The sequence below is a fragment of the Pseudomonas sp. AU12215 genome, assembly GCF_001675465.2.
GTDB classification, from domain to species: Bacteria; Pseudomonadota; Gammaproteobacteria; order Pseudomonadales; family Pseudomonadaceae; genus Pseudomonas; species Pseudomonas nitroreducens.
Map to the genome: position 1 here is coordinate 69,743 of NZ_MACM02000186.1, position 12,233 is coordinate 81,975.

Consider the following 12,233-nt stretch of genomic DNA (forward strand, 5'->3'; position numbering starts at 1 on the left):
CATGACTATCCTCGTGACCGGCAGTGCCGGATTCATTGGCTCGAATTTTGTTCTCGACTGGCTGGCTGAAAGCAATGAGAAAGTCATCAGTCTCGACAAGCTGACCTATGCAGGCAATCGCCAGAACCTGGTGAGCCTGGAGGGCGACGATCGACACGTCTTCGTCCAGGGCGACATTGGCGACAGCTCGCTGGTGTCGCAGCTGCTGGCCGAGCATAAGCCGCGCGCAATAATCAACTTTGCCGCTGAGTCCCACGTGGACCGCTCTATCCATGGACCGGAAGACTTCGTACAGACAAACGTCGTTGGCACTTTCCGCCTGCTTGAAGCCGCAAGGGCTTACTGGCGCGACCTCGCAGAGCCGCTGCAGGCCGATTTCCGCTTCCTCCACGTTTCCACGGACGAGGTCTATGGCTCGCTTAGCGATGATGCCCCGGCATTCCGTGAAGACAACAGGTACGAACCCAATAGCCCGTACTCGGCGTCCAAGGCTGCATCCGATCATCTGGTGCGCGCCTATCACCATACTTACGGACTTCCAGTACTTACGACAAACTGCTCCAACAACTATGGTCCTTATCACTTCCCCGAGAAGCTGATACCGCTGATCATCCACAACGCCCTCTCAGGGAAGGCTTTGCCGATATACGGCGACGGCCAGCAAATCCGTGACTGGCTCTACGTCAAGGATCATTGCGCAGCGATCCGGCGGGTATTGGAAGCAGGCCGGACTGGCGAGACTTACAACGTCGGCGGGTGGAACGAAAAAGCCAACCTCGAGGTAGTACATACCCTGTGCGACATCCTGGATGAGGAAAGACCTCTCTCGGCTGGCCGTAGCTACCGCGATCTCATAACTTTCGTGAAGGATCGGCCTGGCCACGATCGCCGCTACGCTATCGATGCAACTCGGCTCGAGCAGGAGCTGGGCTGGAAACCTGCAGAAACCTTCGAAACCGGGATCCGCAAAACTGTGCGCTGGTACCTGGATAATCAGGAGTGGGTGAATAACGTCACCAATGGCTCCTATCGCGACTGGGTAGGCAAGCAGTACGAATGAAAAAAATTCTCTTGCTCGGGGCCAATGGGCAGGTCGGCTGGGAGCTCCAGCGCTCCCTGGCCCCCATTGCGCAGCTCGTCGTTTGCGATCGTCAACGCGCTGATCTGGCCGATGTGGACAGCCTGTCCAGGCTCCTCACCGAGGAAAAGCCGGATGTCATCGTCAATGCCGGTGCATATACCGCGGTCGACAAGGCCGAAAGCGATTACGTGACTGCACACAAGATCAACGCAGAAGCGGTCGACATCCTTGCTCGCTACGCAAGAAAATCGAACTCCTGGCTAGTTCATTATTCCACTGACTATGTATTCGATGGCGGCAGCGACAAGCCATTCGACGAGGAAACCGAGCCGGCGCCAGTGAATGCCTATGGCCGCTCAAAACTCGAAGGCGAAATAGCGATTCGCGAGAGTGGCTGTCGCCATCTTATTTTCAGAACCAGTTGGGTATTTGCATTACGCGGAAACAACTTTGCCAAGACGATCCTGCGTCTTGCAAAAGAGCGAAATGAATTGCGCGTGATCGCCGATCAGTTTGGTGCACCAACCAGTGCAGAACTAATTGCTGACGTCACAGCACAGATACTGCAGCGACTTTCCAGCGACGTCGACCTGCAACAAACCGCTAGCGGCACTTACCATTTGGTTGCCAGCGGAGAAACTAGCTGGCATCAGTATGCACAACTGGTAGTCGCAGAAGCGCTCAACCTTGGCTGTTCGCTGCAGGCCTCTTCGGAGCGCGTCGTTCCAATCACTACCGCTGACTATCCATTGCCCGCGAAGCGACCACAGAACTCCCGCCTGGCCAATGCCAAGTTGCAGCGCACGTTTGGCCTGGTGCTCCCCGATTGGACCATACACCTTCGGCGCATGGTCCAGGAATTGGTAGAGCAGGAGAAGAAATGAAACGCAAAGGAATAATTCTCGCAGGTGGTTCCGGCACGCGGCTGCACCCTGCAACGCTGGCAATCTCAAAGCAACTACTGCCAGTTTACGATAAGCCAATGATCTACTACCCGCTGAGCACACTGATGCTCGCCGGGATTCGCGACATCCTTATTATTTCCACCCCCCAGGACACACCGCGCTTTCAGCAACTGCTCGCTGATGGCAGCCAATGGGGTCTGAACCTGCAGTACGCCGTACAACCCTCACCGGACGGCCTGGCTCAAGCCTTTCTAATTGGTGAGGATTTTATTGGCCAGGACGGCTGTGCTCTTGTCCTGGGCGACAACATCTATCATGGCCATGACTTCCAGGATCTGCTCCTCAACGCCACACAGCGCAAGGAAGGAGCAAGCGTCTTTGCCTATCACGTACAAGACCCTGAGCGCTATGGCGTCGTCGAGTTCGATGAAAATGGCAAAGCAATCAGCCTGGAAGAAAAGCCAACCAAACCAAAATCCAGCTATGCAGTAACTGGACTTTATTTTTACGACAACTCCGTCATTGATATTGCCAAGAGTATCTCCCCATCCGCCAGGGGTGAATTGGAGATTACCGACGTCAACTCCGTTTATCTCCAGCGCAACATGCTTTCCGTTGAGATAATGGGGCGCGGCTATGCCTGGCTGGACACCGGCACGCACGACTCATTACTGGAGGCGAGCCATTTTATCGCCACCCTGGAAAACCGCCAGGACCTCAAGGTGGCGTGCCCCGAAGAAATCGCCTTCCGCCAGAAGTGGATAAGCCCCGAGCAACTGGAAGAACTTGCCGACCCATTGCTCAAGAGTGGTTACGGGCAATACCTCAAGCGTCTGCTCGTCGAGAAAATTTACTGATGAAAGCCACTCCCCTATGCATTCCTGAGGTCATCCTGTTCGAACCCAAGGTATTTGGCGACGAGCGTGGCTTTTTCTTCGAGAGTTTCAATCTTCAGCAATTCGAAGAAGCCATAGGCAGGCCGGTCGAGTTTGTTCAGGACAATCACTCACGCTCGGCCAAGGGCGTACTGCGCGGCCTGCACTATCAAATCAAGCAGACACAGGGAAAGCTCGTCCGTGTCACTGCCGGTGAAGTTTTTGACGTTGCCGTGGATATCCGGAAGTCATCACCGAACTTTGGAAAATGGGTCGGCGCCTACCTGAGCGCAGAGAACAAGAGGCAACTCTGGGTTCCCGAAGGATTTGCCCACGGCTTTCTTGTACTGAGTGAGCATGCCGAGTTCCTGTACAAGACAACTGACTATTACGCCCCCGAATATGAGCGGTGCATTCGCTGGAATGATGCAGATCTAAATATAGACTGGCCGCTAGAAATTACTCCAATTCTGTCCCCAAAAGACTTGGCGGGCACTCCACTCTATGATTCGGATCATTTTTCCTGATGAAAAGCTTCAGCATGACTCCACTAGAGGCATTTGCCAGCTGCTGGAGGAACCGCAATCTTATCTTCTCCATGACTCGCCGAGAAGTAATTGGCCGATACAAAGGATCAACCCTGGGGCTGCTCTGGTCATTCTTCAACCCCATTCTGATGCTGTCAGTCTACACATTCATCTTCAGCACAGTATTCAAGGCACGCTGGGCCGGCGGAAGCGATTCGAAAACCGAGTTCGCGCTTGTCCTGTTTACCGGCCTACTTATATTCAATCTTTTTTCCGAATGCATAAATAGAGCCCCGAGCCTGATCCTGAGCAACGCGAATTACGTAAAGAAAGTAATCTTTCCACTTGAAATCCTTCCGTTGATAGCGTTCTGCTCTGCAGCATTCCACTTGTTGATCAGCCTCCTGGTCTGGCTGATCTTCTACCTATTCTTCTTTGGAGTTCCACACCTCACGATTCTGCTGCTCCCACTATCGCTGATTCCCACCATCATGCTGACGCTAGGACTTTCCTGGCTTCTTGCATCTTTGGGCGTTTACCTCAGGGACGTCAGTCAGATTGTGGGTGTCATCACTACGGTGTTGATGTTTCTCTCCCCTATTTTCTACCCCATTGATGTTCTTCCAAAGGAGTTCCGCTCCCTGCTTGGCCTGAATCCATTGGCCTTTGCCATCGAGCAGGCCAGGGACACGATGATCTGGGGCCACGGCATCAACTGGAATGAATGGGCCATCTACACCGCTGCCACGTCCGTCATCGCGTGGCTCGGGTTTGCATGGTTCCAGAAAACACGTAGGGGTTTCTCCGATGTCATCTGAAGCTGCTATCTGCGTAAAAGGACTCGGGAAGTCATATCAGATCTATGAAAAGCCTCATCATCGCCTGATGCAGATGATCCTCGGGGGTGGGGGCCGACGTCGCTACTTCAAGGAGCACTGGGCCCTGAAGGAGATCGACTTCGAAGTACCTCGCGGCAGCGTCGTGGGAGTCATGGGCAAAAATGGCGCGGGCAAATCCACCTTACTGCAGATCCTCTGCGGTACTCTGGCGCCCAGCCTGGGCTCCATTCAGATCAATGGACGAATTGCCGCCCTACTCGAACTAGGCGCTGGATTCAACCCCGAATTCACCGGGGTTGAAAACGTTTACATGAATGGTCAGCTCCTGGGCCTATCCAGAAGTGAAATCGATGAGAAACTCGATGCCATTTTAAAGTTCGCCGATATTGGCGATTTCGTATACCAACCGGTTAAAACCTACTCTAGCGGCATGTACGCCAGACTGGCATTTTCCGTGGCGGTACATGTTGACCCGGACATTTTAATTGTCGATGAAGCACTCAGCGTCGGCGATTCCTGGTTCCAGCACAAGTCGATTGCACGCATGCGGAAGCTGATGTCGAACGGCTGCACCGTTCTCTTCGTCAGTCACTCCATCGAGTCCATCCGGGCGCTCTGCGACACTGCAATCTGGATCGACGCCGGGCGCGTGCGAATGCAAGGTGACGTTACCGAGGTAACAAATGAATACATGAACGATGTATTCATTGAGCACAACCGCATAGCGCTTGAGTCACACGCAAAGGCAATCGAAGATAACAAAAGTGACGGGGCAGAACTCCCCCCAGATCTCGAGACCTCCAACATCGTCAATACACAGACCTCCGTCAGCGAATCCAGCATTCTAGAGGTTATATCTAGCAACCTCAGAAACAGCAAAGGCGAACTCACGGACCACTTGGAACAAGGTGAAAAATTCACCTTGGAATTCAAAGTTAAATTCATAGAATCCGTAAAAAACGTCAGTCTCGGATTCCTAATAAAAGACCAATTCGGCCAGGATCTTACTGGACAAAGTGTATTCAATACCTACCGCCGCAGCCTAGACTTCGAGAAGGGCGAAGTTGCTGCTTTCTCCTTCTCCTCGGAAATGATCCTCCGCGGCGGCCAAACCTACTCCGTCGCAGTGAGACTTAATCAAGTAACAAAGTGGGACCGTAGCGACAACATCACCATCTACGCCAACGAACTTGCTTTTGTATTCTCAGTAATTCACGACACCGACAATCCAATGTGGTTCAAATTCCGGCAGGACTTTTCACTAAGCATAGTCAAACAGTAAAGGCAGGCAGCCGTCAACGACTACTGGAAACCCTCGCCCCAATACAGATGCCCATGCTAAACACCTGCCCCAGAAATAACGGAACCTGACAATGAATCCGATCATCAAAGATGACCCTCTCATCAATTTCCTCATGGATCACGGGGGCAAAACTATCTACTACCTCCCGAATCCAGGGAATGCTGGAGACGGATTCATTGCCTACGCAACATACTTGCTGTTTGACCAATACAAAATCAAGACAGCACATATCAAAGCGGGAGAGGAAATTAGTGGTGAGACAATCTTCATTGGTGGCGGAGGAAATCTTGTAGAAGGCCGCTACCATGAGGTAGCTGACCTCATTTCGCGGTATGCTGATAAAAACAATGTAATTCTCTTGCCCCACACCATCGTGGGATACAAGGACATCCTTTCTGAAACCCACAGAAATCTAACGATATTCTGTCGGGAGCGCACCAGCTATAAAAATGCTTTAGAGAATGGCGCCAACCCCGAAAGAACACACCTCTCCCACGATCTAACATTATTCCTTAATAAAGAGTACTTCAAGAAGTACTTCCAGGATAGCGCTGGCGAGCTGCACGTACTGCGCACTGACGGTGAGTCGACACATGCTGTCGAAGTCCCCCCGCAGAATATCGATATATCGCTTAGCTGGAACGGTGACATCTGGACATCTCCAGACTTCTGCAGACATGTGACCCACAGCCTTGCCGCTTTCATAGCCCCCTACGAGAGCGTCGTCACTGATCGTCTGCACGTTTCTATTCTTTCTGCTTTCCTCGGCAAGAAAGTCACCCTCTTGTCCAATCAGTACTTCAAAAACCAGGCTATTTACGAACACTCGCTAAAGGAGAACTTCCCCAAAATGGAATTTAAACTTCTTGAGCCTGCCACTCAGGCAGCGCCGGAACCCGACCCCGTGACTGAGTCTGAAGTCGCCTCCACTGCCTGCGAGTTGGCCGTAAGCGCCGACGTGACCGAACCAGTACTCACCGAGTTACCGCCGAACACTGACAAGCTGTTTGAAGAAGTAATGGTGTTGTCTCCACTCGACAGCTGGGTCCTGGATGAAGAATTCATCCAGGAAACGCTTGCGCGCTCCGCAAATGCCAATGTCGTGTCGTTTGACATCTTCGATACCGCATTGACCCGGCTTCTTGATAGCCCGGTCGATGTCTTCGCAGAGGTAGAGCGTCGTTTGGTCGACTGCTTCGGCACCGCCGCTCGTGGATTTGCCCTGGCACGAGAGGACGCCGAGCGAAGCGCCAGGAAGCGTCTCTTCGACCTGAATGGCGCCGAAGAAATCGGTTTTTCAGATATCTATGAAGAACTCCCGGCTTTCCTTCCGGAGTTCAAGGAATGGCAACTCGCAGCAGAGCTCGAACTGTTCGTCGAGAAGGGCCTGCTTCACGCTGTACCCGATATTCTGGAAGTCACTCGAAGGCTAACGCAGCAAGGCAAGCCCTATATCTTTATTTCGGACATGTACCTGCCGAGCAGCTTCCTCGCCGAGGCGTTGACGAAAGCTGGGTACACTGGCTGGTCCGCCGTTCATGTCTCTGCCGAAGTTGGCCATACAAAAGCCACGGGCAAGATCTGGCCGGAGCTGCTTCCGGCTTATGGTCAGAAGGTCCTGCACATTGGCGATGACGAATGGTCCGATGAACTGGGTCCGCGCAAGCACGGGGTCGAAACACTGGCTTATGTTCGTGCGCGCTCCGAACGTAGAGTCGGTGCAAAACTTGACCCGAACCTGCTGCCATTTTCGGCTGCTAAACGCTACTTCGAACTCCAGTCCCGAAACACACTGAATCCGATTTCAACCGAAGACGCGCTGATAAATCTTGGGCGGTCCTTGGGCGGTATCGTTGTCGGGAACTTCATAAAATGGCTAGCCGACAAAGTTACTCAGCACAAAATCGACCGACTATATTTCTGTGCCCGCGATGGCTTCCTGATCAAGAATGCTTGGGAGATTGCCGGCCTGGCCGAAAAGCTGGATGTCAAATTCAGCTATCTCTATATCTCCCGTGCCGTACTCAATCTTGCTGCTGGCGTGCACAATAGCACTCCCCAGAAGCTCAGCCAGGAACTGCTCAACTTCCTGAGTAGCTCTGCAGGAAAGACAACCGTGCTTACCGCACTTGAGCGAGCAGGGCTCGCTGAACAGAAAGAGCTGGTTGCAAATGCCAAACAAGCCTTTGGCTCCCTGAATCAACTGCTGCTCTTCCCCGAACTGACATTGCGTTTCGAGCAGCTGCTGCAGCAACACTCGGCTATTGTCTATGAATGCTTGAAGCAGCGGAACGCCAGCTGCATAGAGTATCTCCGTCAGCAGGGAATGTTTGAGCCAGGGCGGCAGGCAATGGTCGACATTGGCTGGCACGGCACAATGCAGCGGAGTCTCCGCGGCCTGATTGGCACAGCGGGCGGCCCTGATGAATTCTTCGGTTTCTACTACGGCCTATGGCCGGCGGCGCTCGGCAATCGTTTCTCTGCGGGTTTGATGGAGTCCTGCCTCACGACAGAGTTCCTTCCCAACCATCAACAGTTGGAAGTGGAGCAAGGTGTCGCACTGCTGGAGCAGTTCCACAGTGCACCGCACGGCAGCGTAAAAGACTTCCAGATCGATGCAGCTGGAATTGCCCAGCCCGTCACCCAGGAAAATCAGTCGGAACTTCGTCAGTACGAAGAGAAAACCAAGTATTTCCAACTCGGGACTCTGGAGTCCATACAGAAGATCTTCGCCGGCGCCAACAACTACCCCATCACTGAGGCAGACCTGTCCCGTGAGAGCGCAGTGTCTGCACTTGGCGCTGTAATGCTTTCCCCCTCGAAGAATGAACTCGAACTGTTCTCCGGATTTGGCCACTGCGCCACGTTCGACCATAGCCTTCATGAACCTATACTCGATTCGGCCGTTCCTGAATCCCATCACCTCGCTTACCAGAAGTTCATTCATTCGGACTGGCGTGTAGGTCAACTCAGGCACTGGTGGCTGGCGGCCAACGATCACCAAAAAAACGTGCTACGCGATATCATGAGAGATCACATGTCGCATTTGAACGACCGTATCAAGCGCCAATTTTACTGAGTTTAAACCATGAATACTTTCTTCCCTAACAGCATGAGCAAGGTTCAACACGAACCATCCGATGGCAAAGTCATTATTGTCACGCGCACAAAGGACCGGCCGATATTGCTTGCCCGCGCCTTCGCCAGCGTACTCTCGCAGACTTACCAGAACTGGCACATTTCCGTAGTAAACGATGGCGGCGACCCCGAGCCCGTCGATAAACTTCTGAACCAATATATGACCTCGTTCAAGGGGCGTATTTCGGTGAAGCATCACCCTGCCAGCATGGGTATGGAGGCAGCGTCCAACTCTGCACTTGAGGGGATGGAGGGTGAATTCGTTGTCATCCATGATGACGATGATGCCTGGCAGCCTGATTTCCTGTCCGAAACAGTTGAATACCTCAAAAAGGAAGAGAATAAGAAGTTTGCTGCGGTTGCAACAAACTGCACAGTTGTGATGGAAGAAATCGCCGACAACAAAGTCATAGAGCACGAGCGCATGACTTGGAGCTACTGGAAGGAGCGCGTCGACCTCCTGGATCAGCTTCGAGGCAATAACTTCCCTCCAATCTGCCTGCTGATTCGCATGAGTGTCGTCAAGAGCATTGGCGGCTACAACGAATTCCTGCCTGTACTAGGCGACTGGGATTACAACCTGCGAATCCTCCTGGCCGGTGACATTGGAACCATCAATAAGCCGCTTGCCTACTACCATCACCGCCGCCCTACGAGCAACACCAGCGGCTATGGGAATTCGGTAATTGCAGGGCACAACAAGCATCTTGACTACCAGGTTCTCTATCGCAACGGCATGCTGCGGACTCTCCTGGCCAAGGAGCCCGGCTACGCGGGTCTGATTCACCTTTTGCTGGTCAGAATCGAATCGCTGGAGAACATGCTCAACAACAAACTCAATGCAATGCACTGGGATATCAATCACCAGGATGGGCTTGGCCAGGACGACCTCCGCGACCAACTGATCCCGCTAGTCAATACGATCAACAAGATGCTTCGGCCACTTCGCTGGGGCTGGCGAAAGCTGCTGCCTCTGCGAGTCCAGGTTGCCCGCCTGCGCCAAAGAATCTAAACCTGCGTCGCTGACTGCCCGTAACTCAACACTCAGGACATATTGAAGAAGCGAATGGCCAGAAAGATTACAATTCTCTGTAACGACTTCATCGGCCAGCGAATGGCCGGGACGGCCATTCGCTCGGTTGAGATTGCAAGATGTCTGTCAGAGCATTTCGACGTTACCGTCGCTGCACCTGACATTGGGGAAAGTCTCGACTTTCCGTTCCCCTGCATATCGACCGGCTCCAGCGAGTTCAGAGATTCGATCTCGTCCAGTGATGTAATTCTTCTCCAGGGCAGCGCGCTGAAGGAATATCCATTCCTTAAGGACTCCAGTGCCGCCCTGATTGCGGATTTGTATTGCCCAATACCGTTGGAGTATCACCAGGCATCGGTAGACAAAGACGTAGACGAGAGAAATACGACCATCGCCTATCTGGCAGGGATGCAGGCGGAACAACTGGCGTATTCGGACTATTTCCTGTGTGCCAACGAACGGCAACGCGACTTCTGGACCGGCGCGCTGATGCTTAGCAGCAGGATTAATGCCTTGCGCTGGCCAAACGCAAAGGACGCAAAGATCCCTGACCTGCTCTCCATGCTTCCTTTCGGCCTGCCTGAAGCCAAGCCCGTACAATCCCGAAAGGGAATCCGTGAGCTCTTCAATATCCCTGAGGACGACTTCGTGCTGGTTTGGGGGGGAGGCATCTACCAGTGGTTCGACCCCATAACAATCATTCGGGCGATTCAGAAAATTGTATCCGAAGGGTACCGGGCACACCTTGTTTTTATCGGTGTAAAGCACCCCAACTCCGGCATTGAGCAGCATAACGTTTGCGCAGAAGCTATAACTCTGGCGAAGGAATCCGGTCTACTGGGCGAATTTGTCCACTTCAACTTCAACTGGATTGATTATGCTGATCGGCATAACTACCTGCTTGATGCTGACATAGGTGTTTCGGCTCATTTCGATAATCCGGAAACCCGATTTTCCTTCAGAACTCGCATGCTCGATTACCTTTGGTGCGGACTTCCGATCGTATGCAGCAAGGGCGATCACTTCGCTGAAGTCGTCTCCGCAAACGGTCTGGGGTTGGTGGTGGACTTTGGCTCTACAGACGACTGGAGCACAGCGCTGAAGAGATTGATATCCGACAAGGCGTTCCGGGAGGAGTGTGCACAGGCCTCGGCCAAGTGCGCCGATGATTTCCGCTGGAGTAAAGTGACACAATCGCTAATTGACGTTTGTCATACCATTACTCCATCACCTGACCGGGCATACTCCAGAGCTGTGCTCAGGAACTTCAATCGACCCAACCTCACCATGCAACTACTACGCGCTATCAAGCGCAGACTACCAAAGTGGTTGCAGACCGAAATTTATCGAGTGCTGAAGGCGATCTCTTCGGCGACTATCAACTCTCGTCCATAACGCCTGGAGTATCATGAAAGTATTGGTAACCGGGGGCGCTGGATACATTGGCTCCCACACCTGCATCGAACTCCTGAACAAGGGGTATGAACTGGTCATCTACGACAACTTCTGCAATAGCCACCCGAATGCTGTCGATCGGATCAGGAAAATTACTAACAAGGACGTAACCCTGGTAGAAGGTGACGTTCTTGATCAGGACCTACTGGAAGAGACGCTGAAGCTTCATAAGTGCACAGCGGCCATCCACTTTGCCGGTCTGAAAGCCGTTGGCGACTCTGTGAAAGAGCCGCTTGCGTACTACGAAAACAATGTCGTCGGTACCTTAAGGCTGCTCGCTGCCATGCGCTCAGCCAATGTCAAGAAGCTGGTATTCAGTTCTTCTGCAACGGTATATGGCGATCCACAGGCCCTCCCCATTCCAGAAAGCCACCCGCTCGGTGCGACGAATCCCTATGGCCGCACAAAGCTCATGGTCGAAGAGATCCTGCGCGATTTCCATGCAGCCAATACAGACTTCAATGTCTCCATTCTTCGCTATTTCAACCCTGTTGGAGCTCACGAGAGTGGACTCATTGGTGAGGACCCACTGGGAACCCCGAACAACCTCATGCCCTTCGTTGCGCAAGTAGCAGTTGATCGGCGACCACAGCTCAGTGTCTGGGGCGGGGACTACGCAACTCACGATGGAACCGGCGTGCGTGACTACATTCATGTCATGGATCTTGCTGAAGGCCATGTGTGCGCCTTGCAACAACTCGACTCCTCTCCTTATTTCACGGTGAACCTTGGAACTGGCCGAGGCTACAGCGTCCTTGAAGTTGTTCGTGCTTTTGAAAAGGCGTCAGGCAAAACAATTCCCTACACGATTTGCCCTCGTCGCCCTGGGGATATTGCCGCGTGCTATGCCAACCCAGAGCTAGCCCAGGCGCTGCTGGGTTGGAAAGCTACCCGCAACCTTTCCGACATGTGTGTCGACACCTGGCGCTGGCAGAGCCTCAATCCGACGGGTTACGCAACTTAACTCATTGAGCCAGCCCCTGATTCCGGGACATCGCAAATCAAGCGTGTCCCGGGATACTCCTCGCGACACCGGCCGCCTACACTGGGCCTACCGACCGCAGCCCCCAAGCACAT

General features: G+C 53.1%; 10 protein-coding genes. All 10 read left to right on the forward strand.

Annotated elements, in window-relative coordinates; genetic code table 11:
• Position 1: 1 nt before the first annotated feature.
• Positions 2 to 1,060, forward strand: a complete 1,059-nt coding sequence (rfbB, locus tag A9513_RS32720; protein WP_065086561.1) for a dTDP-glucose 4,6-dehydratase — start codon at positions 2 to 4, stop codon at positions 1,058 to 1,060.
• Positions 1,057 to 1,965, forward strand: coding sequence for a dTDP-4-dehydrorhamnose reductase (gene rfbD / locus A9513_RS32725; RefSeq protein ID WP_065086505.1), 909 nt, complete (start codon positions 1,057 to 1,059; stop codon positions 1,963 to 1,965). The genes rfbB and rfbD overlap by 4 nt, the downstream gene beginning before the upstream one ends.
• Positions 1,962 to 2,843 carry a glucose-1-phosphate thymidylyltransferase RfbA gene (gene rfbA / locus A9513_RS32730; protein WP_065086506.1) on the forward strand — a complete coding sequence of 294 codons (882 nt, stop codon included), beginning with the start codon at positions 1,962 to 1,964 and terminating at the stop codon, positions 2,841 to 2,843. The genes rfbD and rfbA overlap by 4 nt, the downstream gene beginning before the upstream one ends.
• Positions 2,843 to 3,388 (forward strand): dTDP-4-dehydrorhamnose 3,5-epimerase, encoded by a 546-nt coding sequence (gene rfbC / locus A9513_RS32735; protein WP_065086507.1) that lies wholly within the window; start codon positions 2,843 to 2,845, stop codon positions 3,386 to 3,388. The genes rfbA and rfbC overlap by 1 nt, the downstream gene beginning before the upstream one ends.
• Positions 3,388 to 4,206 carry an ABC transporter permease gene (locus A9513_RS32740; protein WP_065086508.1) on the forward strand — a complete coding sequence of 273 codons (819 nt, stop codon included), beginning with the start codon at positions 3,388 to 3,390 and terminating at the stop codon, positions 4,204 to 4,206. Before rfbC ends, A9513_RS32740 begins: the two co-directional genes overlap by 1 nt.
• The gene (locus tag A9513_RS32745; protein ID WP_065086509.1) at positions 4,196 to 5,509 is read left to right on the forward strand and encodes an ABC transporter ATP-binding protein; all 1,314 of its coding nucleotides are present in this window, start codon (positions 4,196 to 4,198) and stop codon (positions 5,507 to 5,509) included. The genes A9513_RS32740 and A9513_RS32745 overlap by 11 nt, the downstream gene beginning before the upstream one ends.
• Positions 5,510 to 5,600: 91 nt before the next feature.
• The gene (locus A9513_RS32750) at positions 5,601 to 8,609 is read left to right on the forward strand and encodes a polysaccharide pyruvyl transferase family protein (RefSeq protein ID WP_065086510.1); all 3,009 of its coding nucleotides are present in this window, start codon (positions 5,601 to 5,603) and stop codon (positions 8,607 to 8,609) included.
• Between the two features lie 9 nt (positions 8,610 to 8,618).
• Entirely contained in the window at positions 8,619 to 9,680 is a 1,062-nt protein-coding gene (locus A9513_RS32755) for a glycosyltransferase family 2 protein (RefSeq protein WP_065086511.1), read from the forward strand.
• Positions 9,681 to 9,734: 54 nt separating this feature from the next.
• Positions 9,735 to 11,096 (forward strand): glycosyltransferase, encoded by a 1,362-nt coding sequence (locus A9513_RS32760; RefSeq protein ID WP_065086512.1) that lies wholly within the window; start codon positions 9,735 to 9,737, stop codon positions 11,094 to 11,096.
• Positions 11,097 to 11,109: 13 nt separating this feature from the next.
• A complete protein-coding gene (gene galE, locus A9513_RS32765; protein WP_065327971.1) occupies positions 11,110 to 12,120 on the forward strand; it encodes a UDP-glucose 4-epimerase GalE in 1,011 nt (336 codons plus the stop codon).
• Positions 12,121 to 12,233 lie beyond the last annotated feature (113 nt).

Coding starts and splice junctions, on each gene's coding strand:
- rfbC (WP_065086507.1), top strand. CDS start 2,843: ATGAAAGCCACTCCCCTATGCATTCCTGAGGTCATCCTGTTCGAACCC.
- galE (WP_065327971.1), top strand. CDS start 11,110: ATGAAAGTATTGGTAACCGGGGGCGCTGGATACATTGGCTCCCACACC.
- A9513_RS32760 (WP_065086512.1), top strand. CDS start 9,735: ATGGCCAGAAAGATTACAATTCTCTGTAACGACTTCATCGGCCAGCGA.
- rfbB (WP_065086561.1), top strand. CDS start 2: ATGACTATCCTCGTGACCGGCAGTGCCGGATTCATTGGCTCGAATTTT.
- A9513_RS32750 (WP_065086510.1), top strand. CDS start 5,601: ATGAATCCGATCATCAAAGATGACCCTCTCATCAATTTCCTCATGGAT.
- A9513_RS32745 (WP_065086509.1), top strand. CDS start 4,196: ATGTCATCTGAAGCTGCTATCTGCGTAAAAGGACTCGGGAAGTCATAT.
- rfbD (WP_065086505.1), top strand. CDS start 1,057: ATGAAAAAAATTCTCTTGCTCGGGGCCAATGGGCAGGTCGGCTGGGAG.
- A9513_RS32740 (WP_065086508.1), top strand. CDS start 3,388: ATGAAAAGCTTCAGCATGACTCCACTAGAGGCATTTGCCAGCTGCTGG.
- A9513_RS32755 (WP_065086511.1), top strand. CDS start 8,619: ATGAATACTTTCTTCCCTAACAGCATGAGCAAGGTTCAACACGAACCA.
- rfbA (WP_065086506.1), top strand. CDS start 1,962: ATGAAACGCAAAGGAATAATTCTCGCAGGTGGTTCCGGCACGCGGCTG.